Below are 24355 nucleotides of genomic sequence, written 5' to 3'. Positions count from 1 at the left end.
AGAAAAAGGACTACCTTGCGGTAGCCCTTTTGTGCCTATTTGAACTTGATGTCAACAATCTTCCCGCTTTCCACAAAACCAATATTTCGATAAACCTTATTCGAGTCAGGATTCTTTAAATCAGCATAAAGCATGGGCACTAAATCCTCCGATAAAAGAACGGAACATAACTCTGCTACTAGTGCACTTGCATAACCCTTTTTCCGGCAAGACGGTGGTGTGTATACCGCATTTAATCTGGAATATCTTGCCGACCTATGTGCAATGTACGCCATCGATACAGGTTTATCGTCTACAAACCATATATACAAGTCCCCTGTCTCAATCATCCTCTTGGCATCTAGAATTTTAGCTTCTGGGTTCACCCTAACCCCATAAGCCCCCTCTGAGAAACCCGCCAAAAACTCTGCTACAATGGCCAGGTTTTTTCTCGTTGCTTGCTGCATTGTACCTTTTACGTTCAAAGGTTTCTTTGGATCTGTACAGAAATAAGATTCTATAGTCATCGTGGACTCATATTGAAGATGATTTGCCTGAGAATACAGCTGTGCAAAACGTTCTGTTGTTTTTTGTTCTCCAGATACTCCCGGTAATGTAGTCTCTTTAAGAAATTCTATAAGTTCTTCGTAGAGAACGGCCTTCTTATCCTCGACAATATCCTTAGAACTCCAAAGCCATGCGTTATGTCCCTTTGACTGGGCATAAATCATTGTTTCATCAGAATCTTTTAAGCAAGTAGAACTCTTCGACTCGCAAATAAGGTGAATCAGGTTGTATTGAACCTCATCAGCAATAAACATATCCTGGCTAAGTATTCGATCGGAGACATTGATTTTTTGAAACATTGTTACTCCTCCTTATTTATTTATAAGAACGCAAAAAACTCCGTCCCATTAGGGACGGAGTAGATTCCGCGTTACCACCCTGATTGGTGTATTTATGAATACACCCTCTCTGCTGCCATCGTCCAACAACGATGCTTCTTTGTAACGGCAGAATCCCGGGCCCGCCTACTATGATTTCGGGAGCCAGCTCTGAGGCGATTGTTCGATTCGGGTGTCCTCTGCCTCGCACCAACCGGCAGTTCTCTGATCGACATATCCGGATTTACTTGTCCTCTTCGTCGCATTTGATTGCAATGTAATTAGATACAATATAAAGTAATAGGGATTTTATGTCAATAAAAAATATGTAAGTTGGCGACGTTAAACAATTATTATTCACTGCGAAAAAATACTAAACACCAAATTGTCTTAAATGATGGTCTAGATGTTTATAAATCCCTTTACCCCATTGCTCCGGAGTGAATTTTCCGAAAAAAGGATGTGGATGGGATGAACAATTCTCCGGACCGTTACTTTGAAAAGTTATAATTTTTTGTTTCAGTATTTCTTTTTCTTTTCCAAAATCTCTATCATCTAAAATAAGTATGGTCGGAATTGTTGACATATTATGTGGTACTGGCTTGTCATTGAAAAAAATAGATTTCACAAACCCTCCTATTAATATTCCTAGCCAACTTCTAGGAGGAAAGGAGTTTCCATTTGCGATGTCTTGAAATGCTGAACAGTGAGCCAACATTTGAGAAACATTCATTTTTCTCCACTGTGGGTTTGAATTAGGACTTAAATTCTCGATACGGCTCAGTATTTCCGCTGTATGTAATTTGTTATATATATTTTCCATAAACACACTTCCATTACGTTTTTTGGGTTTTCGATTTTTTCATTATTAGTTCTGGTGATCCATATATCACGATAAGCTATTGTATTAATGATTGCATCATAATAATTTTACAGTATACTGCCGATCTAATATTCGCCATTTCCATTATTCTATCCTTTATTCACTATCATGTCCTTTAACGTAATAAAGCTATCCATCATGGAGGTAGCTCCTCGTCATAAACTGTCTTTAAATATCGTTTCCCGTCAGTTCAACAACCTACGGATTTCTGCAATACAGAAATACTTTCCTTTAGGAACGCCCTATTCTTTTCAATCCCTCTATTTTTACACCAGACAACAGCACCAAAAGCATCGTAAAAATCATAAAAGGGTAGTATTGTTTCCAAATCCATTAGAGGACGAATTGTTGAATATCCCTCTTTATACGAAATTCTACTTTGAGGATTCACTTCCCAAACATATCGGTTAATTTTTGTGAAATCAATTTCAGAGGATCCACCCCGTGCACTCTCAAAATCAATAATTCCAACAACCATATTATTATTTGTTAGTATATTACCTTGTCGAAAATCCATATGAACAACACACGGGCCATCAGGAGGAGGTAAAACTGAGAAAACACCCTCAAAGTAATTAATACATTTTTCGAAAAGTCCTCTCTCAAGGACTTCCTTGCAAGGTTCTATAAATTTTTCAAAGCTATTTCTTATATAAAGTCTCCAATTGTTCTGATTGAAAAATTGAAAACCGTCTAATCCTTCCACACCATATCCCGGCATTTTAACTTCATGCAGCTTTGCGTGAAGTACTCCAATTTGAAATGCTAATTCATCGTCAATAGCACCTGTACATGGTATACCTTTAATCTCAGATAAAAGTAATGCACCAGAAATTAAGTCATCCCCACTCCAGAAGTCTAACACCTTTGGAACCGGTAATACCTCCCTCAACAGTTCAAGCATACGATATTCGCGATATAGTTTATCCCTGTTATAAGGGATCTTCGCATACAGCGTTTCTCCATTAGTAAGATTCAGCTTGTATACTTGTGAACTAAAGGACTCAGGAACATTATCTATACTTAATACATTAAGGTTAAATCTTTTTATGATTGTTTCCACTAAGTTCAACTCGCACCTCACATGTTATGAATGAATAGTAATTAGTTCAGCTATCTTATTCTTAATTTTATTGAACTATCCTAACCATTAGTATAATAAAATTACACTTAGCCCTTTTTCCTTCTTGCTCTCAGGTAAATGACCGAAATCACTACTAGTCCTATTGCAATTACAATATACAAATCAATATCCTGCTCAAACATTAACCACATCTTATATTCTAGGTGTACTTGCTGTTTGGGTCGAAGTCCTTCACCGAATAGTTCTGTTGCTTGGTTAAGGTTATTCATTTCAATTGTTGAACTGCATGGACTACTGCTTAATTCGCCATCCACTTCGCTAATGTATATTAAGTATTTATTACCTTCCTTGAAATCAAAACCCCAAGTGTAGTCTGTTCTCACAATAATTTGAGAGTCAACTTCAGTTTTCCAACTTCGTTCAACATCCACTAATATATATCTGATTTTCTCTTTTGGCCCCGTAAATCCTTCTTGTTTCAAATCGACCTTTATTTGTTTTACTTCACCGTAAATTGCTCCACCGTAGACCTCTAGGGCTTCTTGGGGACTTCCTAACTCGACACAGGATAAAGCTTTAGCATCTTGTCCATTTGCAATAAAGAATGCGAATGTGAATAAACATATTAACGTGATTAAACGAAGTTTCAATTTACCACCTACTCCTATGATTTTATTACATAACTTCTTTATTGACATAAGTTATAGGTGAAATGTTGCACTAATTTTCCAATTCCTTCAATGAAATAGGGAGTACACCTCGACGGTATGCTCCCTATTTGGGTTGACAATAGTATTTCGTTGGCTGTGGATGAAGCGCAAGCACCGCACCTCAGATGATAGAAGTTAAAGTTCTTCCTGGGAGCTTAAAGCTTTGAAGAAATATTCCCCACGGATTTGATTCCACTTTATTCCCTAATTCATTTACAATTAGATATTGAACTGAGCTTTTATAAAAAAACGCACCTGTTAGCTCAATAGCAATAATCTGCAACTCCTTACTTCTCCCAAAGCTCGATCAGTCGACCTTCTGGATCTTCAATCCAAATAAACTTTCCAAATTCACTAATCTCTATTTTCTTTGCAAGAGGTACACCAATCTGTTCAAAATGCTTAATCGTCTCGTTTAGATCATGCACTTGGAAATTCAACATCACTTGTTGTTCTATTGGAAAATAACTGTCATCCTCGGTAAAGAAAGAAAAAATAGTCTCATTTCCCACTTGAGGTTTTATCACAGTCCCATTCCAATTCTCAATGTCAAGCTTCAACACCTCACTGTACCACTTTTTTGTAGCTTCAAGATTTTTAGTTCTCCAGAATATTCCTCCGAAACCTTTAATCATCGTATCTACACTCCTGTCTGCATTGAATTTTCTAATAATATACCCTTTAGGATTAAGGAGAATCCACCGTTAACCTCCAGCATTACACCGAAGGTTAGTACTAACGGGGTATTCCAAATCACATTCACAATAAACGAGAAGCCAAGCATATAACAAATGGCATTAGAAGCAGGAGTGAAGTCTATCGGACCCTATAGTCGCTATTAACCATAATTCGGCTCATTTGAGAACCTATCGGACTCTATAGTCGCTATTGGCTCGAAAAGCCCTCATATCACGCATGTTTGGAACAAATAACGCCTCTGGGGTCCGAAACACTTCTTAAAAGTCAAAATTCTGCCGAATAGCTGCATCTGAGTCCGATCGCTCATGGTGAAGAGAGCGTGTGGGAATACAATACGCACAACAAGCAGCATAGTCGCACATCCGGTATCACAGACGCCAAACCAGCAGCATAGTCACAAATTAGGTAACACAGACGCCAAACCAGCAGCATAGTCACAAATTAGGTAACACAAACGCCAAACCAGCAGCATAGTCACAAATTAGGTAACACAAACGCCAAACCAGCAGCAAAATAGCACATTCGGTAATCCAGGCGCCCAACAGCAAAGCACCAATCAAGTATTGAAGTATTCGTGTATTCGTGTATTCCAGTGTTTCAAGTGTTCAAGGAGATACATCATGCATCTTCCATGTGGAGAACATTCCTCTTAGCCCCACGCAGTGTCCGTTGCTCATTACTTCTCCTTCTTATGTAAATAATCTTCATTTTAGATTCTAGATTAGAATTATTTGCTATAATGTTCTCATGAAAAATAAAACTATCCTAAACAAATTAGCTATCATTCTACTTTTTATAAGCATTCTCTTTGGCCTACGCTGCATTTGGTTGAGTCTATTTAAGGTTTCCGACACTGTACCTGTGATTAACAATGGGGTACTGGATTTACGCGGCCAGGATCTGGAGCAGGCTAACTTATTCAGGCTGGATGGTGAATGGAGCTTCTATCCTTCGCAATTCGTTTCATCGAAGACTTCTACTCTACCAAAGCTATCCCACTCGCTTCAAGTTCCTGGAAATTGGAGCCATGTTATGGAAAGCGATCAGAATTCTTCTTATGGTTATGGTACGTATCGTCTGCGAATTTTGGTAGACCCGCTTCAGCAACCTGTCTCTTTCTGGATCAAACAAATTTATTCCGCTTCCAGTGTGGAGATTAACGGCACACCTATTCTCAATAATGGGGTAATAGCTCTTGATGCCGATACATATGTACCCAAAACCACCTCATATACAGCAGCTTATTTTTCAAAAAACACCACAGTGATAGATGTATTTATTCACGTAGCTAACTTTGATCACCCCTATAAGGGCGGTATAAAAGGCCCTATTTTCTTTGGCTCTCAGGAACTCATTGACCGGACATACTTTTACACTGTCGGATTTCAAATGCTTACAGCAATTATCTTACTACTGCATGGGCTTTATGCCTGTATTCTGTACTTATTTAATCCTAAAGAACGTGCTCTGTTTCTTGTAGGGTTAATGACCTTATCTGTAGCTGTAATCCTTTTAGCTCGAAATGACAACTTAGTGCTTTCATTACTGCCGATTAATTATACTTGGTCCTTAAAAATCCGTTTGATCGCCTTCTTATGGCAAAACCTTTTTATTCTGCTTGTTTTCAGGAAATTCACCTCAGGTACCAAAGTCAACAAGTGGTTACGTGCTTACACATGGTGTCTTTTCCTTTATACCTTGTTTATATTTATTGTCCCTGCTTATTTAGTCAGCACATCCATTCATTTGGGAATCATTCAAGTGTTCCAGTATATTCCCTTCATTTGGTTGCTCTATAGCTTAGGGCGCTTATTGTTCAAAAAGCAAGATGATAAAGATGTTGTTTTTCTGCTGTTATCAGGTGCGGCGATCGTTTCTAATTTGTTATGGAATTTGTGGGATAGTAACGGACACTATTCAATTGTCTATTATCCTTTGGATATTATCGCAGCCATCGTGGGCTTCTCAGCTTATTGGTTTAAAAAGTATTTTCAAAATGCTAAAGAGAACATGGAACTAAATGAGCAGCTGAAAAAAGCAGACAAACTTAAGGACCAGTTTCTCGCTAATACCTCACATGAGCTGCGTACACCACTTCACGGAATCATGAATATCGCGCAAAATATTGTCACAAAAGAAAAGGACAGACTTTACGAAAGTAGCCGTCAAGATATGGAACTGCTGATTACAATCAGCCGCCGTATGTCTCATATGCTTGGTGATCTACTGGATGTGGTCCGTCTTCAGGAGCATCGTGTTATTTTACAACAGGAACCTATTTCGGTTCAATCGGTAGTTCCCGGTGTGATTAGTATGCTTCAATATATGATTGAAGGTAAGCCAGTACAGCTATCTATGGATATCCCGGAAGCTATGCCGCCAGTTCGTGCGGACGAGAAAAGACTGGTGCAGGTTTTATTAAATCTGGTGCACAACGCGCTCAAATACACCGAAGCAGGACTTGTAACTGTTAAGGCTGAGGAACAGGACGGACAGGTTCTTATCTATGTGACAGATACCGGAGTAGGCATGACTGAAGAGACTATGGCACGGATATTTCTACCCTATGAGCAAGGCCCTCACGGAATAAATGACGGGCGTGGAATTGGGCTGGGATTAAGCATATGCCGGCAGCTGGTAGAACTGCATGGAAGCAGCCTAAGCATTCAATCAGAGCTTGGTAAAGGTTCAACTTTTAGTTTCACACTCTCTCTTGCCGATTCTTACAGCGAGCAGATAATAAAACAGACGGAACCTACAGTTTCGTATATGGCAGATGAGATTCATAGACAGATGACTGAGTGGGGAATTTCCGAACATCAGCCAAGTAATCACTCTGAAAAAATTCCGCCGCTTTTTACAGAGATTAAGGTAAATATTCTGGTGGTAGATGATGATCCTGTCAATCTGAATGTACTAAAGGGTATTCTTGAAACCGAACCTTATATCATAACTACCGTGAACTCAGCCCATGAAGCATTGGAATTGTTGGATAAAAGGAACTGGGACTTACTTATTGGCGATGTTATGATGCCACAGATGTCGGGATACGAATTAACACAGAAGGTTCGTACTCGTTACTCCTTATATGAGCTTCCGATTCTACTGCTTACTGCCCGTAGTCAGCCTGAGGATATTTACACTGGATTTTTGTCCGGTGCCAATGATTATGTTACAAAACCTGTGGATGCTGTAGAGCTTAAATACCGTATTCGGGCTTTAACTGCAATGAAGCTCTCCTTCAATGAACGGGTGCGCATAGAAGCAGCCTATCTACAAGCACAGATACAACCACATTTTTTATTCAATACATTGAACTCTATTGCCGCACTCAGTGATTTGGATACTAAAAAAATGCAGGAGCTCATTGGTGCGTTTACTTCTTTTTTAAGAATCAGTTTTGACTTTTTAAATATCGGAGAGCTCGTGAACCTCTCCCATGAACTGGAATTGGTAGAATCTTATCTGTATATTGAACAGACTCGATTTGCAGAAAGGATATCTGTTGTCTGGAAGGTAGATCCGAATATTGACATCCTAATTCCTCCTCTATCCATCCAACCGTTGGTAGAAAATGCTGTTAAGCACGGTATACTTAAGCGCCAACAGGGTGGGACTGTTGAAATACGTATTATCCGTCTGCACAACGCTGTAATGATTGAGGTGGAGGATAATGGGCAAGGTATGGATTCCGGGACCCTCTCTTTACTGCTGAAGCCAATGATGGAAGGCAAAGGTGGCATCGGGCTGGCCAACACCCATCGGAGGTTAAGTCAATTATATGGTCAAGGTCTCTCGATCCAGAGTAAGCCTGGAGAAGGCACCTTGGTATCCTTTGTTATACCAGAGGACAGTGATAACTTTTCAAGCAAAAAAGCCGCTCCATAAGGAGTGGCTTTTTTGTATCGTTATCTCTATCCTTTTAGAGTAAGCTTAAAAAATAGTCGGCACCATTCCCCCATCCATGCGAATTGGAGAACCTTTAAATGCAGAGGCATAAGGACTGCATACAAATGCTGCTAGTCTGCCTATTTCAAAAGGTTTAATAAATCGTTGTATTTCAGATTGAGGAAGATTTGTAGTCATGAATTTTCTTTCTTTTTCTGAAAAAGTCATATCTTCATTGGAGTATATCCCATCGATAATTTGATGCACATTTTCAGAAAGTGTTGGTCCTGGCATGATTGTATTGACTGTAACTTCAGTTCCTATCGTTAACTTAGATAAGCTTTTTGACAATGATAATAACATTGATTTGGTCATTGCATATTGAGGCATTTGGCCTGAAGGCATAATGGCTTCTTCACTAGCAATAAAGAGAATGCGGCCATAATCTTTTTGTAACATTTTAGGTAAATAGAATTTTGTTAATCCATTCGCAGCAAGGACATTAGTACGGAAGTATTTTTCGAATATTTCGTCGTCAACGTCCTCATATTTCATAATTTCATAGATACCCATATTATTAACTAAAATATCTATATTAGGGTATTTTTCGAATAAGGCTTCTCTTTGTTCAATATTCACAATATCCGCTGTAGCATTTTGTGGAGAGGTAGCCGGGAAATTTGACTTTATTTCATTTACAGTTTGTTCTACCTGATCATAATTCCGTCCATTAATTAGTACATTAACTCCTTCTTTAGCAAGTTCAAAGGCGATTGCTTTGCCAATACCTTTTGTTGATCCTGTAATTAAAGCTGTTTTATTATTTAATCCCATATCCATATTACATTTCTCCTTTTATCACGGCGTGCTGAGTAGTTGTCATTTCAAGAATAGTCCTGTGTGCCGGCTAGGATTATATTATCGTACCGGGGTTGTTCAGTAACTAGCGGATTGCGCCAAAGTTCTTGTTTAACACGCCAATGATAAATCTCTGAAAATACTGTCTTTATGAAGAGGGTATCAAGTTTAAACCTAAATGTTCAGTACGCCAATTTGAAGGAGTATCACCTTCCCAAAGACGGAAGGCACGGTAGAACGAGTTCTGGTCTTCATATCCAATCAAGAAAGCCACTTCTTTAATATCAAGCGATGGATCTGCCAGATACTCTCGTGCTTGCTCATGTCTAGCTTGTGTCAGCAATTGCTTGAAGCTTGTGTTTTCTTCAGTAAGCCTGCGTTGCAACGTACGGTCACTCATACTTAATGCCTTCGCAACAGCTTGAATGTCAGGGCGTCCTCCGCTGAAGCTGCGTTTCATGATCCATTTGACCCTCTCGGTTATAGAGCGAGTGCCCTTCTGTTCAGCAAGCGTCCGGTCCAAAACGGGAGTCAGAATCTCCAGCAGCTCTTCGTTGTACGAGATAAAAGGCCGATCCAAATCATTTCGACGCAACGTCAAACGATTATATTGAGCACCTATCTGAATTCGGCAGCCGAAATAAGCTTCAAGAATCTTTACATTTCCTATAGGCTGTGAAAACTCGACAAGCTGTGCTGTCAAAGGTAGACCTGTGCCTCGCCGTCCGAGTTCTAGAAGAAATGCCAAAGTGAGGCCGAGCAGCAGCGGTGGACCAGAATGCCCGGGATGCTGCCATTCCAATTCGATTGTACATAGCTCGCCTTCCTCGGTAAAACGCAAGCTTTCAGGAGGGCACATTTGTTTGTATCGTACCATTCGTTTAAGAGCATCGCGATAGTCCTTAGCATGGTATGTTGCTAAGACCGTAGGCGGATATTGTGTAGTTTCAAAGACGGTTGCAAGCTTAATGATTCCTTCGGCTGTATCCCCAATGAGATCGGAATATGCCTGCCAGACTGCGAAATATTGGGCGGTGGTGACTTCTGACTCTGTGATCTGGCTAAGTGGAAGATTTGCTTTGCTGGCTACATCTTGTGCAGTTATTCCTAATTGGCTTAATCCAGCCCAAAATCCTGGTGGGATTTTAATTTGATCAGAGGTATGAGACTTCATACATATGGACCTCCTTTATTAAGAACTCCAGCACGCTTGGGCAAGCAGTTCGAACGAATGTAACCGTTTCTCATAATCTGGAATCATGGTAACGATAATGAATTCATTAACTCCATACAAAAGAGATAACCGTTCCAACTTACCTTTAACACTTTCCGGAGTACCTACCAGCAGCTTGCGTTCCAAGGGCTCAGACTTCGCTTCGGCAGAACCTTCTTGTTGGAATAATGTCGTACCAGATGAGGCCAATCGCTCTGCCTCTTCCTCAGTCTCGGCGCAAATGACGCCAACAGCAACCATGGCCTGCGGTTCAGGAGAAAGTGAAGAAGGAGTAAAGGTTTCACGGTAAGCCTGCAAAACCTCCTCCCCTGCTACATCGCTCATGAACTGGCCGAACACATAACCTGCTCCAAACTCGGCAGCATATGCCGCGCTTTTCTTGTTTGTACCCAGCAGCCATAGCTCTGGAGATATGGGAGGGACCGGACGGGCGGTTATTGAACGTCCTTCATAGGAATAGTTACCCTGCAATAATTCAGTGACGCCTTTAAGGAGTTCTGGCATTTTCCAAACATTTTCGAGAAAATTGCCACTCAGTGCTAAACTTACTTCAGCAGTACCGCCGGGAGCTCTGCCTAATCCAAGGTCGATGCGTCCCGGGTATAAACTGGCCAGCAAATGAAATGCTTCCACCACCTTTAGCGGCTTATAATGTGGCAGCAATAAAGCACCTGAGCCAAGGCGAATGTGTGCTGTTTTCGCTCCAATATGCGATAAAAGCACCTCCGTAGAGGTACATGCTAATCCCGGCATATCATGATGTTCAGCAACCCAATAACGAGTATATCCCAGTCTTTCTGCTGTCTGAGCCAGCTTCACTGCTTGTCCCAATGCGGTACTAGCATCCACCGTATTAAAAACAGGTACGAGATCTAATACACTAAGCTTAATGGATGTTGTTGTCATGATTAAGTCCTACTCGAGGGTTTCGGTAAAATTCGATCATATCGATAAAAATAAGCTTGTAATCAACTGTCACCGCAGCCAGATCATACATTCGGCCATGGCCGTCTTCTTTGGAGGCAAAAACAACATCGTGCCGCAGCTTGTCCATAATCATTTTGCCGATGAACTGATGCTCGTATTCCGCGTACTTCTTTTTGAAAGCTTCATTAAATTCCCACACCTCTTGGTAAGACCGCTCTAGCATTGCGTTTACCAAAGTCAGCTCGTTGCCCTCTTTTTGTACAGCCACGTAATAATTTCCGCGCTCATCCTTGATCAAATCCTTATATAACTCAACGTTCAAAGTTAACGTCTCCTCTCTGATTACCTAGGACTCAATTTTATAGGCTTGCAGTCAGCACCGTTGGCTCTGTCGTGATTTCTACATTTCCTGCAACGGCTCTGGAGATCATGCAGGAGCCTTCTGCTTTATGGGCAATTCGGATGGTTTTATCGATATCGTCCTGTGACGCATCTTTGGTAAGGGTGATTAGGGGTGAATGTTTGATGGCTTCATATGTAAAAATGTTATTCGTTACATCGACCGTCGCCTCTGAGGTTAACGTCAGCTCTGAAGTCGTAAGCCCTGCCCGCTCCAGCATTGCTGCAAGTGTAATGAGATAACAGGTTGCTGCTGCTCCCAAAAGCATCTCATCCGGATTCGTTCCTACTCCGGGTCCTCCCATTTCCTTCGGAATGGAAATTTGAGTCTTAAGCTGTCCAGCTTCAATAGTTCCGTCACTGTTACGGCCACCGTTCCATACGGCGTTCAATATAAATGGGTGCTTCATTTTTATATATCCTCCCTAGCTTGATATGCATGATATATTTTTTATCGAATACTTTACATGCTAACATAGAAGAATGTGGTGAACAAACAGGCTCAGGCCTACTATTCATGAAACTTATCTATAAATTAAAATTCAGGAGGTTCTACCATCATGATAAACGACACGGATATCAAACATCTTAAGCGTTGTATTGAACTTGCCCAAATTGCACTCGAAGCTGGGGACGAACCCTTTGGTTCCGTCCTTGTATCAGCAAGTGGCGAAGTGCTGGCGGAAGACCGCAACCATGTAGGTAGCGGTGACCATACTCAGCATCCCGAATTCGCTTTAGCCCGCTGGGCAGCTCAGAATATGACACTGGAAGAACGTAAGCAGGCAACAGTGTATACCTCCGGAGAACATTGCCCTATGTGTGCAGCGGCACACGGGTGGGTTCATTTAGGACGAATTGTATATGCAAGTTCCTCGAAGCAATTATCGGCGTGGTTAAATGATATGGGAATTGCAGCATCACCCGTCCGTAATTTAAGTATTCAGGAGGTTATTTACGATGCGTTCGTAGATGGCCCTGTACCCGATCTTGCAGAACAAGTACGGGAGCTTCATCTACAATTTCACGAGAAAAGACTTCATTAGAAAGAAGAAACAAAAATAATTGATTTTCCGTAAAAAAAGAACCTTTGGATAAAGGTTCTTAGGCTGTCGAGAAAGTCCCGACAGCTTTATTTATGTCCAGAAAAGGGTGATTTCACATCCCTTTACCTTTTATTATTCTTAATTACTTCGTTAAAGCGGTCAGGGAAATTTGTATGTACACCATCTACACCCCAAATTACGGCTTTATCCATATTCACTTGATAATTCACAGTATATGGAAACACCTTTAGCCCTGAATTTTTTGCCTGCGCGACATATGCCGCATTTATTTTTTGAAAGTTAGGACTTATGCCTACAGCATAAGTTTTTAATCTATTCACATAGGATTCTGATATTTTATAAACAGGGAAATCATACCATACAATTTGATAAAGAGGGACTGCTGGATTTATGGAATGGAATCTACGCAAACTCACTTCACTAAATGAATGAATAGCAACATGAGCCGACAGATCATAATTTAAGATTTCTTCGTTTAACAATGCCTCGATGTTCGAATTCGACGTGGGATCTTTAATCTCAATCATATAGTCCACTTCTTTTCCGAACCTTTCAAATACCTCTTTTAGTGTCGGAATACGTAAATCTACATATTTATCTCTAGCGAACATGGGATATTGTTCATTAAACCATGAACCCGCGTCTAATTTTGAGATCTGCTCTAAAGTAAAATCCTTTACATACCCTTTAGCATTCGTGGTACGATTTACGGTCCCATCGTGAATAACAACAGGAACATGATCTTTTGTTAACTGAATGTCTAACTCGATATAATCGGTCTTCATATCAATGGCTAGCTCGAATGCAGGTATTGTATTCTCAGGAGCATATCCTGAAGCACCACGGTGAGCGATGGTATATACTTTATCCGCAGGCATGATAATTTCCTTTACTTTAATGCGAATCCAGGGGGAATAAGCATACAAAGAGGTGAACAATAAGATTAATAAAAGCACATGTATACCTATAAAGTAGATTCTGGAATTTTGAATTTTTTGCATTAAGCTGACCTCATCTTTTTAAAAATATAATGTAGAATACTTGGTGTCTTTCGCTCTAACATTCATTCTTGTGTAAAATTATGATTTATATTCCCTTATGTTAATCTCACCTCATTGTATTTGTAAGGACAAAGTTTGGAGATTTCTATTGTACCAGATTATCTAGAGAAAATATTGTGAGGCAGCATAAATGGGAAAGGGTCTGCAAGGTCAAGAAAGCAACATCTAAACTTTGTGGGGTATAAACTATAGTTGCTATATATACAGAGTCCTAAAGTTCTTATACCATTAACTTTGTAAGCGATTAACTTTATAGGAGGAAATGACTTGACAAAGCCAGTGCAACCCAATGAACCTCTCGTAACTCATATTTATACTGCGGACCCTTCTGCTCATGTATTTGAAGGCAAGATTTATATTTATCCCTCTCATGACCTGGATCACGATATGATCTCTAATGACAACGGTGACCAATATAATATGGAGGATTACCATGTTCTGTCTATTGATGGAGATGGCTCCCCTTGTATCGACCACGGTGAAGTGCTTCATGTGAAGGATGTCCCATGGGCTAAACAGCAAATGTGGGCTCCGGATGCAGCATACAAAAACAATATCTACTATTTGTTTTTCCCAGCCCGAGACCATGACGATATTTTCCGAATTGGGGTTGCAACCTCAGCGTCACCTTCGGGACCCTTTACACCTGAACCGAACTACATTCCCGGCAGTTATAGCATTGATCCCGCTGTTTTCGTTGATGATGATGGCAAATCATATATATACTTTGGGGGTCTTTGGGGCGGTCAACTTGAAAAATGGCAAACCGGCTCATTTGTTGCGGATGCCGAGGGACCGGCTGAAACGGCACCTGCTCTAGGACCTATCGTAGCGGAGCTGAGCGAGGACATGCTGAGCTTTGAAGGTGCGCCTAGAGAAATATCCATCGTCGATACGAACGGAAATCCGATTCTTGCTGGAGATGAAGAGAGAAGATATTTTGAAGGTCCATGGGTTCATAAATATAACGGTTATTATTATCTTTCTTATTCCACGGGTACTACCCATAATATTGTATACGCTATCAGTAAAGATCCGCTTGGGCCTTTTGTATATCAAGGAAAAATACTTACACCCGTCCTGGGCTGGACAACACACCATTCTATTGTTCAGTTTAAAGAGAAATGGTATTTATTTTATCATGATAGTTCTTTATCTGGTGGTGCTGACAACAAGCGTTCTGTAAAATATACGGAGCTGAAATACAACGATGATGGCACCATTCAAACCATCCATCCTTAGTTTTTATTGAAATGGAGTGCATGCGTAGTGCACAGGAGGGGAAATATCATGCCAATAACACAACAAGGTGCTTTTTATACGGGGAAATATCGCAATTTATTTAAAGAGCTCGGCTTTTCTGAAGATGAAATCAACGCTAAACTCGAAGAAACTTGGAGTGATTTGTTTTACGGAGATCCGAACGTACGAATCTACTATCCGCTGGACGAGGATAAAAGCTATATTCTGGATACAGGTAATCTGGATGTTAGGTCTGAAGGAATGTCCTACGGGATGATGATGGCTGTTCAAATGAATAAAAAAGATGAGTTTGATCGTTTATGGAACTTCTCTAAGACGTTTATGCAGCACAAAGAAGGCCGTTATGCCGATTACTTTGCTTGGCACTGCAAGCCTGACGGTACAAGAATTTCTCAAGGACCCGCACCGGACGGGGAAGAGTTTTTCGCCATGGCTTTGTTTTTTGCCTCAAAACGTTGGGGGAACGGTCCGGCACCTTATAATTATTCCGAGCAGGCTCGAATAATATTGCGTGCTTGTGTACATAAAACTGAAACAGGCGCTGGTGACTCAATGTGGGACGAGGAAACGAAACTGATTAAATTCGTACCGGAATCCACCTTCAGTGATCCATCTTACCATCTCCCCCATTTCTATGATTTGTTCGCTTTGTGGGCTGATGCAGGTGACCACATGTTTTGGCGAGAAGCGGCGGAAGCCAGCCGCTCATATCTACACACTACATGTAATCCTATAACTGGTCTCGCTCCCGAATATGCCAATTTTAATGGCACCCCGGCAGAACCCCAGCCTCATGGTGATTTCAGCCATTTTTTCAGTGATGCTTACCGGGTTGCGGCTAATATCGGTCTGGACTGGGCATGGTTCCAAAAGGACAGCTGGCAGGTCGATCAATGTAACCGGATTCAAGCTTTTTTTAGGAATATCGAAGTTTCCAATTACCGGAGGTATACCATTGAGGGACAGGCATTCGACGAACCGGCGCTGCATCCGGTAGGCCTTTTGGCGACCAACGCTATGGCTTCGCTTGCTTCGGATGGCCCGGAGGCAGAGCATTTTGTCCGTTTGTTTTGGGATACACCTTTGCGAACTGGACAACGTCGTTATTATGATAACTGTCTGTACTTCTTTAGTTTACTGGCCCTAAGTGGAAACTATCGCATTTATTGAAGTAAATCGAACAAAACAATAGGACTCCATTCCTCAAAAAGCCGAGGAATGGAGTCCTATTGATCGTAATAAAGCTTTGCTATTATTTAATAACTACATATTCCAAGTTAACAAGTTTTGCGTAAGCAATAATTTGGTCTGTTGTAAGAGTTAATGAAACAACGGTGTGGTGACCGCCACCATTTTCGATCCAAGCTTTAACTCCGTCTTGGAAGTTTGGTTTAACATTCCAAAGCACACGAGCTACTGGAAGGTTTGGAGCTGGAACAGTTGGTTCAAAAGCAGTCACTTCATTGATCAAAAGTTTGTAATGCGTACCGAAGTCAGCCATGGAAACCACTACACCGTCTCCTGCTTTGCCGTCAAATACTAAACGGGCTGGATCGTCTTTACCACCAATACCTAGTGGAGACACGATGATTTTTGGTTTGTTGCTTGCCAAAGTTGGATCTACTTCAAGCATATGGGATTGAAGAATAGATTCTTGTCCAACTGTCAATTCATAAGTGTAATCTTCCATAAAGCCAGTCGATTGGTTATGGCTCATCACTTTAAGCAAGCGGTCGAGAGCTGCAGTCTTCCAGTCTCCTTCTCCAGCAAAACCATATCCTTGTGCCATCAAACGTTGAACAGCAAGTCCTGGAAGTTGTTTCATTCCATGTAAATCTTCGAAGTTTGAGGTGAAGGCATTGTAGCCACCTTGATCAAGGAAACGTTTGATAGCAATTTCATAGCTTGCTTGAACTCTTACGCTAGCTTCCCAAGCTTCTTTGCTGTTAGTGCCATAGTCGAATTCATACAGCTCTGCATATTCAGCAAACAAACCATCGATTTCTTCTTCTTTAACTTCATTAATGACTTGAACCAGGTCACCAATACCAAAGTAGTCAACCGTCCAGCCAAATTGAATTTGGGCTTCAACTTTATCTCCTTCAGTTACACCAACGTTACGCATGTTGTCACCAAAACGAGCAACTTTGATATTGAAGCTTTCGTTATAAGCAACGGCTACGTCCATCCATTCTGCAATTTGCTTTTGAACTTCAGGGCGTTCCCAATAGCCTACAACCACTTTGTTTTGTTTGTTCAAACGGGCGTTAATAAAACCATATTCACGGTCACCATGAGCTGCTTGGTTCAAGTTCATGAAGTCCATATCAATTGTTGCCCATGGAATACTTTCATTATATTGCGTAGCTAGATGAAGCAAAGGTTTTTGCAGCATTTTTGTTCCGCGGATCCACATTTTTGCAGGTGAGAAAGTATGCATCCAAGTGATGACACCTGCAACTTCGTCACGGTAGTTAACTTCTTTCATAATGTTGGTGATTTTATCTGCGCTGACAGCCAAATCCTGCAATACTAGTGGGTAAGGCAAAACTCCGCTTTTATTCAAAGCATCTGTCATCGTTTGTGCGTGCGCTTTAACTTCAGCCAATGCTTCTTCCCCATAAAGATGTTGCGAACCTACGACAAACCAAAATTCTTTTGCTACTGCTGTTGACATATTCATCCTCTTTTCATCATTTTGTAGTTTGATTATTTTTGACCGTAATAAGCGTCTTTCCCATGTTTGCGCAAGTAATGTTTATCTAGAATACGTTGTGGCAATTCTTCCGCAAAATGGTTCAACTCTCTAGCAAATAAATTCATTTTTGATACTTCATCCAACACTACGCTGTTCATTACAGCGGATTTTGCATTTTTCCCCCAAGTAAAGGGTCCGTGGCCTTTAAGCAAAACACCGGGAACCGCCATAATATCTATCCCGCGTTGTTCAAAGGTTTCGATGATTACATTACCTGTTTCCGCTTCGTAACCCCGATCAATTTCCTCTTGCGTCAAGAAACGCGCACAAGGAATGGAGCCATAGAATGTATCAGCGTGCGTAGTTCCCATTACAGGAACGTCAAGTCCTGCTTGTGCCCAGATAGTCGCCCAAGTGGAATGTGTATGCACAATTCCGCCAATTTCGGAGTAATGTTTATAAAGTACTGCGTGAGTAGGTGTATCGGAGGAAGGTCTCATCTCCCCTTCAACCACATTGCCATCCAGATCAACAACTACCATATCGCTGGCTTTCATTGTTTCATAATCTACACCACTAGGTTTGATTACGAATAATCCACTTTCGCGATCAATTGCACTCACATTTCCCCATGTATACTTGATTAGTCCATGTTTCGGCAATTCCAGATTGGCTTGAAAAACCTCTTCTTTAAGTTGTTCTAACATCTTGGTCCCTCCATTTTCAGACTAAATTATCAACAGCGGATTGCTCAATCGCCAGACCTTTTTTATAACGTTCGATAAAGGTTTCAAAACCTTTAATGTCGGTTGCATCGGGATGAATTTCTTCTCCCTTTACATCTTTGAACACTTTTTGATCGAGGAAGTCTTCCAAGCTTTCTTCCTGATTTTTGTTCATCATGTAGGAGGCAAGAATAGCCATTCCCCATGCGCCGCCTTCTCCAGCTGTCGACATTACGGAAACAGGAACATTCAGTGAAGCTGCCATCATTCTTTGGCCAACAACCGGAGTCTTAAATATACCGCCGTGTCCTAAAATACTATCTATGGCTACATTCTCTTCTTTCGTCAAAATGTCCATTCCAATTTTCAAAGCACCAAAGGCGCTGAACAAATGTGTACGCATAAAGTTAGCCAGATTAAATTTACTCTCAGGCGAACGTACAAATAACGGACGACCTTCTTCTAACCCCGTAATGTTCTCACCCGAGAAATAACCGTAACTGAGCAATCCACCGGCATCTGGGTCTGCTTCCAAAGCTTTATTCAGCAGTACGCTGTACAATTTGTCAGCTTCGACCTTTTGCCCCATCGCTTCATAGAATTCACGGAATAATCCGAGCCAGGCATTAAGGTCACTTGAACAGTTATTAGCATGAACCATACCTACTGGACTTCCGTCTGGCGTAGTCACCATATCGATTTCCGGATAAACCTTGGAAAGCTCTTTTTCCAATACGATCATGGCAAAAACAGAGGTTCCTACGGAGACATTCCCGGTACGTTTTCTTACACTATTGGTAGCAACCATACCGGTTCCCGCATCCCCTTCTGGAGGACTAAGCGGAATCCCAGCTTGTAATTGCAATGATGGATCCAGAATTTTGGCTCCTGCTTCGGTTAATAGACCTGCTTGCTCACCGGCAACATACACCTTAGGAAGAAGGTCGCTGGTCTTCAGCGAATAACCTTTGCCAGCAATAAGCTCATCAAACTGTTGTATCATAGATTCATTATAATTTCCTATGGATTCATCAATCGGGAACATACCTGAAGCATCCCCAACACCAAGTGCTTTGTTGCCGGTCAATAACCAATGAATGTATCCTGCTAACGTCGTAACAAACCGAATCTGCGGCACATGTTCTTCTTTGTTTAAGATCGCCTGATAAAGATGAGCAATACTCCATCGTTCAGGGATATTGAATTTAAATACATCGGTCAGTTCTTTGGCTGCCTTACCCGTTGTTGCATTACGCCAAGTCCGGAACGGAACGAGCAATTGATCCTGTTCGTCAAAAGCCATATATCCATGCATCATTGCAGAAAACCCGATTGAACCAACGGTTTGGAGGGTGATTCCGTAATTTTGTTGAACTTCTTGCTTCATCTCACGATAAGCATCTTGTAGACCTTTGATAATATCTTCTAGGCTGTACGTCCAAAAGCCGTCTTTCAATTGATTTTCCCATTCATAACTTCCAGAAGCGATCGTTTGAAAACTATGATCAATAAGTACTGCTTTAATACGCGTGGATCCAAATTCAATCCCTAGCGAAGTTTCTCCCTTATTGATTGCTTCTCCGATGCTTAATCGATTCGATATCACGTTGGTCACCTCTCTGACAGCGCTTTTTTAATATAAAAGAATTCGCTTTCTTAATTGACAGCTTTAGTATAAATTTTTGTACGTACATTTGTCAATAAAATAGTTATATATACATACAAATATGGCGATGATAATAATTTCGCGCCCTACTTAGTTTGTTTATGATGATCTATGGGTACGAAATATTTACATTTTTTCATAAAAAAAGAGCCCCTTTATATTTAATTCGTAGTCATGCTATAATTTGTACATACAACTTAACGAAATGTACGAATTATAAAGCGAACAAGTATGGAAAGAGGAATTACATGAAACCAAAGTATCAAGTGATTATAGAGGATATAAAAAGCAAGATCCTTTCAGGAGATTACAATGTAGGCGAACAAATTCCTACGGAGTCTGCCTTGCAGTCCTTGTACGAGGTTAGCAGACAGACTGTCAGAAAAGCCATTTTAGAGCTATCCAACGAAGGATTCCTCCGCAGCGAAAAAGGTTCTGGCACGTATGTCAGCAACCAATATCGCACAAAGACCGGCGGGAGTTCCCATAAGAAGACGATCGGTGTAATTACGACCTATATCTCTGACTATATCTTCCCTTCTATTATCCGGGGGATTGAAAGCCGAATGAATGAGGATAACTATTCACTACTATTGGCTAGTACCAATAACGATGTTGCGCAAGAAAAAAAAGCTCTCGAAATGATGTTGTCCTACGGCGTAGATGGTTTAATTATTGAACCTACGAAAAGTAATCTGTATAATCCCAATATTGCGTATTATCTGTCGTTTAAGGAGCAAGATATTCCACTCATTATGATTAATGCTTTTTATGAGGAAATAGAGCTCCCCTTCCTTTGTCTTGACGATGTGCAGTCCAGTTATTTGGCAACAAAAGAATTGATCTCCAAAGGCCACTCTCAAATTGGACTTATCGCAAAAATGGATGATTTACAAGGCAAATATCGAATGAAGGGTTATATCAAAGCCCTCGAAGAAGCTAAATTGCGGTTTTATCCAGAGCAAATATTTTCGTTCAACACCGAGACCAAACAAACCTTAGCTACGAACTTGAAGGATTTCCTAAATAAAAATAGAGATACCCTCTCTGCGATTGTCTGCTACAACGACGAGGTTGGTCTGGAAGTGGTCAATGCTTGCAGACAGCTAGACATTTCTATACCAGAGGAATTATCAATTATTGGCCAGGACAACTCCTATATTGCCCAAAATGCAAACATCAAACTGACCACTTTAACACATCCCCAAGAAACTATGGGCCGTGATGCAGCGGATTGGGTCATTAAAAAATTACAAGGAAAAAAGGATCTTCCCAACAATACTTATTATCAACCTGTGTTAATTGAAGGAGAAACAGTAGTCGAGAGATAGAATAAATTCTGAGGGATTTTGCGTTCCTCTTCATATGTAAATGTAATAACCCACCAGTCGTGACTGGTGGGTTATTTGCAACTGTCATCTCCGTATTCTTTAAAGGTTCGATTCGTGTTTTGAAGTCAACAGTACAGAAGAAGCAAACTGTTTCACAAGCTTGCCGGGATTGATCCCGTATTTCTCCCGAAACACCTCTGAGAAGTGACTTGAGTTGGAATAACCTACAGCACAGGATGTCTCATTAACGTTCAAATTACCTTGCTGCAATAGGTGTAGAGCCTTCTCCAACCTTATATCCCGCAAATAGCCAAATACAGTTGTTCCGAACATTTCTTTAAAGCCTGATTTTAATTTGTTATCATTCATTCCAATCAATCGGGAGAGCTCCAACAGGCTTGGCGGATCTATCATCCGTTGCAACATGATGTCCCGGGCTTCACTAATTTTTGTCATGTCGCTTTTCGACAGCTTTGTTGTCCCAGAAGTACCCTCTGTTAGAATCGATTGAAAGCCCAACGACAAAAGCTCTAATGTACTACATTCGATCTCCAGATTTTTGGTGCTGCGGTTTTGAAGCGCTGCCAGCATTCGTTCAAGCACGATAGCAGTAGACGGCTGCATCGTTTCCTGGAATACACGAAAAGACGCTTGGCCAAGAATGCGGTCAAAATCAGCGGATCTCCCACCCCCGCCTTCTTCCATGAAGTGATGAAAAGTCGAAACAGGAATACCTATGCCTAACATAAGATAAGATTCATTCCCCTGAAACTCAAATTGAGAGCCAACTTCATTCATGAGTTGTAGCGTACAGCTTCCCGGAACAAACTCATACTGGACACCATCTACAGAGACTTCTCTTTTCCCTTGTAAACAATAATTAAGTTCAACCATTGCTGTTTTGGTTACCAAAGGCATGCTGTAATCCTGGCGAAAGGTAAAATCGGATACCACCACATTGATATCAAAGCGTGGGACGAATCGACGAACGAACCCTTCTCCCCTTTGCGAATGTAGTGCCATGTGCTCTGTACGATCTCTATTCTGCCGCGGCAGCTCAAGCCCATCGAAAAAAAGATTGAAATTGTGATGATAATCTATTCCAGTCATTGCTACCGCTCTCCGTTCAAGTTTTATAATATTGAGAATAATTCTCATTATTATAAAGGATCCTCTCTTTTTTGACCCGCTTGAATATGGTGTTATCTGGATACGCCATCTAGGAAACACTAACATTTCTTTTACTTAATTTCTTAAATACCGAGTATTCCTTATTGGACTTAATAAAACTTAATATCTTTGCGGCACATTCTATTGAATTCATCTCTTCCGTATTTACTTCGAGGTCATATTCATCAAAGCAATATACTTTGCTAAACTGTGAAGCTGCTAGTCCAATCTTTCTATCTCCTCTTGTTTGCTCTCTTCTTATGAGTTCTTCTTTCGAGCATATTACACCTATAAATAACGTAGGCTGATCGAAAAATTGCTCAAGAAACACATTAAACCTCTTATCATTGTCGATTACGGTATCTACTATTACATTAAAACCCATTTTTATTAACAATGTAATTGTCGAGTGGTACACTGAGAATATGGAATCATCCAATATTTGGGAAACGACTTGATGATCTATTTCTCTTGGAGGTTCATCTGGAAATTTATTATTAATAAAATCATTGTAATTATTAAAAAAATCATCAATTGATAAATGATAAAAAGGAATCTCTTTCTGTTTTAACAGTTCAGTCGATATGGAGGTCTTTCCGGAACTTGAAGTTCCATTTAGAAAAACTAATATCCCTTGCTTCAATTTAATCATCCCTTCAAATAATAATCATTGCAACTCAGAGAATATTCGAGAAAAGATTAAATTATCCTTTACTGTTTGATATGTTCCTTGATTTGTTCGGCTATTTGCTCCAACAATGCTTCTTTTCCTAAAGCAAAGAAAGCCTCATTATAATTTTGTCTGCTTGTCATGCGATATATATTATTCGATTTTGCAGCTTTCAGATTACTCCAGACCTTGCTTTGGTCAAGAACATTCTGGTCATTATCGGATAATAAAATGATATGGTCTGGATTAAAGGTAGACAGTGCTTCTAGACTTGTCACTTTCCCTCCCCATGGATCTGGCTCCGGTGTACCTGGCGCGAGGGGTAATCCTAGATCATTAAAAATCATATCCGCAATACCTGTGCGGGAATAGATGCGTATTTCTTTCTCTGTAGCTTCGATTACCGCAAACGTCTCTTCCTTGGTTATCTCAGTGATTTGATCATGTAGTAGTAGAGCACGTTGATCATAGACCTTCAACCACGTTTCCATTTCCGCTTTCTTATCAAGTACCTCCGCAACAAATGCAAATCGCTCTCTAAAAGCGTTAAAGCCATAAGGCACCCTCACTGTTGGAGCAATCATATTTAGTTGATCATAGATTTTTTCTTGGGTAGGTCCTGCCAGTATCAAATCAGGGCTTGCTGCAATGATCGCTTCTAAGTTGACTTCCGTCTGAAACCATCCAGCGGGAGTTACATCAGGCAGTTCTTTTTTGAGAATAGGAGTGATTTCTAATGAATTAGCCATATCTGTATTCCCAGTAATAACAGGTTTATATCCAAGCACCAGAAGTTCTTCCGTTGAGCCGGATACATCGGCAATTCTAACCGGGTTCACCGGTATTACAATATCCCCTTTAGCATCCTTGAGGGTACGTGTTTCGGTCGAATTAGTAGCGACGGGTTCTGAATTTACCGCAGGTTGAGAATTTTCTACTTTAGCCTCCTGACCTGAATTCCCACACCCGTACAGCATCACCATCATGATTAAGGCGATTCCGACAAAAGAGATTCGTTTTAAACTGAACATTTTTCCAACCCTCTCCAATCTATTGATAATCATTCTCACTTCTAGCAAGTCCGATCATACACTCTGCTAATAGGACAGAACTACCGGCAGAGGGATTGAATAACGGTTTGGCGGATATTTATTTAATT

General features: G+C 40.7%; 22 protein-coding genes and 1 other annotated feature. Of the genes, 5 read left to right on the top strand and 17 right to left on the bottom strand.

Translation table 11 applies throughout. The features are described from left to right. Window positions 1-35: 35 nt before the first annotated feature. The 5 genes from NYE58_RS18315 to NYE58_RS18295 all read right to left on the bottom strand — a co-directional run bounded on the left by NYE58_RS18315 (window position 36) and on the right by NYE58_RS18295 (window position 4175). Window positions 36-845, bottom strand: a complete 810-nt coding sequence (locus tag NYE58_RS18315) for a GNAT family N-acetyltransferase (protein WP_341002570.1) — start codon at window positions 843-845, stop codon at window positions 36-38. Window positions 846-892: 47 nt separating this feature from the next. Further along, window positions 893-1133, bottom strand: a binding site (T-box leader). A 103-nt stretch (window positions 1134-1236) separates the two neighbouring features. Then, window positions 1237-1686, bottom strand: coding sequence for a DUF1569 domain-containing protein (locus tag NYE58_RS18310; protein ID WP_341002568.1), 450 nt, complete (start codon window positions 1684-1686; stop codon window positions 1237-1239). A 250-nt stretch (window positions 1687-1936) separates the two neighbouring features. Continuing rightward, window positions 1937-2818, bottom strand: a complete 882-nt coding sequence (locus NYE58_RS18305; protein ID WP_341002567.1) for a phosphotransferase family protein — start codon at window positions 2816-2818, stop codon at window positions 1937-1939. Between the two features lie 98 nt (window positions 2819-2916). After that, window positions 2917-3528, bottom strand: coding sequence for a hypothetical protein (locus NYE58_RS18300; protein ID WP_341002566.1), 612 nt, complete (start codon window positions 3526-3528; stop codon window positions 2917-2919). A 299-nt stretch (window positions 3529-3827) separates the two neighbouring features. Continuing rightward, the gene (locus NYE58_RS18295) at window positions 3828-4175 is read right to left on the bottom strand and encodes a VOC family protein (RefSeq protein ID WP_076125591.1); all 348 of its coding nucleotides are present in this window, start codon (window positions 4173-4175) and stop codon (window positions 3828-3830) included. 892 nt (window positions 4176-5067) lie between these two features. On the opposite strand from NYE58_RS18295, the gene NYE58_RS18290 reads away from it, so the two are divergent. Further along, the gene (locus NYE58_RS18290) at window positions 5068-8127 is read left to right on the top strand and encodes an ATP-binding response regulator (protein ID WP_341002565.1); all 3060 of its coding nucleotides are present in this window, start codon (window positions 5068-5070) and stop codon (window positions 8125-8127) included. A gap of 45 nt (window positions 8128-8172) precedes the next feature. On the opposite strand, the gene NYE58_RS18285 is transcribed toward NYE58_RS18290, so the two are convergent. The 5 genes from NYE58_RS18285 to NYE58_RS18265 all read right to left on the bottom strand — a co-directional run bounded on the left by NYE58_RS18285 (window position 8173) and on the right by NYE58_RS18265 (window position 11955). Continuing rightward, window positions 8173-8967: an SDR family NAD(P)-dependent oxidoreductase gene (locus tag NYE58_RS18285; RefSeq protein WP_076125594.1), complete on the bottom strand. Its 795-nt coding sequence runs from the start codon at window positions 8965-8967 to the stop codon at window positions 8173-8175. 166 nt (window positions 8968-9133) lie between these two features. After that, window positions 9134-10159: an AraC family transcriptional regulator gene (locus tag NYE58_RS18280; protein WP_341002564.1), complete on the bottom strand. Its 1026-nt coding sequence runs from the start codon at window positions 10157-10159 to the stop codon at window positions 9134-9136. An 18-nt stretch (window positions 10160-10177) separates the two neighbouring features. Beyond that, window positions 10178-11125 carry an LLM class flavin-dependent oxidoreductase gene (locus NYE58_RS18275; protein WP_076276528.1) on the bottom strand — a complete coding sequence of 316 codons (948 nt, stop codon included), beginning with the start codon at window positions 11123-11125 and terminating at the stop codon, window positions 10178-10180. Further along, a complete protein-coding gene (locus NYE58_RS18270; RefSeq protein WP_076218114.1) occupies window positions 11106-11468 on the bottom strand; it encodes a hypothetical protein in 363 nt (120 codons plus the stop codon). Before NYE58_RS18270 ends, NYE58_RS18275 begins: the two co-directional genes overlap by 20 nt. A 37-nt stretch (window positions 11469-11505) precedes the next feature. Next, window positions 11506-11955, bottom strand: a complete 450-nt coding sequence (locus NYE58_RS18265; protein ID WP_038571065.1) for an OsmC family protein — start codon at window positions 11953-11955, stop codon at window positions 11506-11508. A gap of 150 nt (window positions 11956-12105) precedes the next feature. Here NYE58_RS18265 and NYE58_RS18260 point away from each other — a divergent pair, with 150 nt between their 5' ends. Beyond that, window positions 12106-12591 carry a nucleoside deaminase gene (locus NYE58_RS18260; RefSeq protein WP_076218115.1) on the top strand — a complete coding sequence of 162 codons (486 nt, stop codon included), beginning with the start codon at window positions 12106-12108 and terminating at the stop codon, window positions 12589-12591. A gap of 122 nt (window positions 12592-12713) precedes the next feature. On the opposite strand, the gene NYE58_RS18255 is transcribed toward NYE58_RS18260, so the two are convergent. After that, entirely contained in the window at window positions 12714-13613 is a 900-nt protein-coding gene (locus NYE58_RS18255) for a glycerophosphodiester phosphodiesterase (RefSeq protein ID WP_341002563.1), read from the bottom strand. Between the two features lie 327 nt (window positions 13614-13940). Between NYE58_RS18255 and NYE58_RS18250 the strand changes: the two genes are divergently transcribed. Both NYE58_RS18250 and NYE58_RS18245 read left to right on the top strand, forming a co-directional pair. Continuing rightward, on the top strand, window positions 13941-14915 hold the full coding sequence (locus NYE58_RS18250) for a glycoside hydrolase family 43 protein (RefSeq protein WP_076218117.1): 975 nt from the start codon (window positions 13941-13943) through the stop codon (window positions 14913-14915). Window positions 14916-14963: 48 nt separating this feature from the next. Further along, window positions 14964-16106, top strand: a complete 1143-nt coding sequence (locus tag NYE58_RS18245) for a glycosyl hydrolase family 8 (RefSeq protein ID WP_076276527.1) — start codon at window positions 14964-14966, stop codon at window positions 16104-16106. An 82-nt stretch (window positions 16107-16188) separates the two neighbouring features. Here NYE58_RS18245 and araA read toward each other — a convergent pair whose 3' ends face one another. The 3 genes from araA to NYE58_RS18230 are packed head-to-tail and all read right to left on the bottom strand — an operon-like array spanning window position 16189 to window position 19965. After that, on the bottom strand, window positions 16189-17613 hold the full coding sequence (gene araA / locus NYE58_RS18240) for an L-arabinose isomerase (protein ID WP_038571054.1): 1425 nt from the start codon (window positions 17611-17613) through the stop codon (window positions 16189-16191). Between the two features lie 32 nt (window positions 17614-17645). Next, the gene (locus tag NYE58_RS18235) at window positions 17646-18341 is read right to left on the bottom strand and encodes an L-ribulose-5-phosphate 4-epimerase (RefSeq protein ID WP_036677359.1); all 696 of its coding nucleotides are present in this window, start codon (window positions 18339-18341) and stop codon (window positions 17646-17648) included. Window positions 18342-18357: 16 nt separating this feature from the next. Continuing rightward, a complete protein-coding gene (locus NYE58_RS18230; protein ID WP_341002562.1) occupies window positions 18358-19965 on the bottom strand; it encodes a xylulokinase in 1608 nt (535 codons plus the stop codon). A gap of 308 nt (window positions 19966-20273) precedes the next feature. Here NYE58_RS18230 and NYE58_RS18225 point away from each other — a divergent pair, with 308 nt between their 5' ends. Next, window positions 20274-21356 (top strand): GntR family transcriptional regulator, encoded by a 1083-nt coding sequence (locus NYE58_RS18225; protein WP_076125610.1) that lies wholly within the window; start codon window positions 20274-20276, stop codon window positions 21354-21356. A 99-nt stretch (window positions 21357-21455) separates the two neighbouring features. Here NYE58_RS18225 and NYE58_RS18220 read toward each other — a convergent pair whose 3' ends face one another. From NYE58_RS18220 to NYE58_RS18210, 3 genes are all read right to left on the bottom strand, one after another. Then, on the bottom strand, window positions 21456-22466 hold the full coding sequence (locus NYE58_RS18220; protein ID WP_076280633.1) for a helix-turn-helix transcriptional regulator: 1011 nt from the start codon (window positions 22464-22466) through the stop codon (window positions 21456-21458). Between the two features lie 109 nt (window positions 22467-22575). Further along, complete coding sequence (locus NYE58_RS18215; RefSeq protein ID WP_341002561.1) at window positions 22576-23169, bottom strand: chloramphenicol phosphotransferase CPT family protein; 594 nt, start codon at window positions 23167-23169, stop codon at window positions 22576-22578. A gap of 68 nt (window positions 23170-23237) precedes the next feature. Continuing rightward, on the bottom strand, window positions 23238-24227 hold the full coding sequence (locus NYE58_RS18210; protein WP_341002560.1) for an ABC transporter substrate-binding protein: 990 nt from the start codon (window positions 24225-24227) through the stop codon (window positions 23238-23240). Between the last annotated feature and the right edge of the window lie 128 nt (window positions 24228-24355).

Source organism: Paenibacillus sp. FSL L8-0708, from assembly GCF_038009325.1.
Classification (GTDB): Bacteria; Bacillota; Bacilli; order Paenibacillales; family Paenibacillaceae; genus Paenibacillus_AQ; species Paenibacillus_AQ odorifer.
This window is presented reverse-complemented; position numbering and strand designations above follow the sequence as displayed.

What these genes read in the sequence shown, in the direction of transcription:
- NYE58_RS18315 (WP_341002570.1), bottom strand. Translation starts at nt 845, where the DNA reads ATGTTTCAAAAAATCAATGTCTCCGATCGAATACTTAGCCAGGATATG.
- NYE58_RS18310 (WP_341002568.1), bottom strand. Translation starts at nt 1,686, where the DNA reads ATGGAAAATATATATAACAAATTACATACAGCGGAAATACTGAGCCGT.
- NYE58_RS18300 (WP_341002566.1), bottom strand. Translation starts at nt 3,528, where the DNA reads ATGTCAATAAAGAAGTTATGTAATAAAATCATAGGAGTAGGTGGTAAA.
- NYE58_RS18295 (WP_076125591.1), bottom strand. Translation starts at nt 4,175, where the DNA reads ATGATTAAAGGTTTCGGAGGAATATTCTGGAGAACTAAAAATCTTGAA.
- NYE58_RS18285 (WP_076125594.1), bottom strand. Translation starts at nt 8,967, where the DNA reads ATGGATATGGGATTAAATAATAAAACAGCTTTAATTACAGGATCAACA.
- NYE58_RS18280 (WP_341002564.1), bottom strand. Translation starts at nt 10,159, where the DNA reads ATGAAGTCTCATACCTCTGATCAAATTAAAATCCCACCAGGATTTTGG.
- NYE58_RS18275 (WP_076276528.1), bottom strand. Translation starts at nt 11,125, where the DNA reads ATGACAACAACATCCATTAAGCTTAGTGTATTAGATCTCGTACCTGTT.
- NYE58_RS18265 (WP_038571065.1), bottom strand. Translation starts at nt 11,955, where the DNA reads ATGAAGCACCCATTTATATTGAACGCCGTATGGAACGGTGGCCGTAAC.
- NYE58_RS18260 (WP_076218115.1), top strand. Translation starts at nt 12,106, where the DNA reads ATGATAAACGACACGGATATCAAACATCTTAAGCGTTGTATTGAACTT.
- NYE58_RS18255 (WP_341002563.1), bottom strand. Translation starts at nt 13,613, where the DNA reads ATGCAAAAAATTCAAAATTCCAGAATCTACTTTATAGGTATACATGTG.
- NYE58_RS18245 (WP_076276527.1), top strand. Translation starts at nt 14,964, where the DNA reads ATGCCAATAACACAACAAGGTGCTTTTTATACGGGGAAATATCGCAAT.
- araA (WP_038571054.1), bottom strand. Translation starts at nt 17,613, where the DNA reads ATGTCAACAGCAGTAGCAAAAGAATTTTGGTTTGTCGTAGGTTCGCAA.
- NYE58_RS18235 (WP_036677359.1), bottom strand. Translation starts at nt 18,341, where the DNA reads ATGTTAGAACAACTTAAAGAAGAGGTTTTTCAAGCCAATCTGGAATTG.
- NYE58_RS18225 (WP_076125610.1), top strand. Translation starts at nt 20,274, where the DNA reads ATGAAACCAAAGTATCAAGTGATTATAGAGGATATAAAAAGCAAGATC.
- NYE58_RS18220 (WP_076280633.1), bottom strand. Translation starts at nt 22,466, where the DNA reads ATGACTGGAATAGATTATCATCACAATTTCAATCTTTTTTTCGATGGG.
- NYE58_RS18210 (WP_341002560.1), bottom strand. Translation starts at nt 24,227, where the DNA reads ATGTTCAGTTTAAAACGAATCTCTTTTGTCGGAATCGCCTTAATCATG.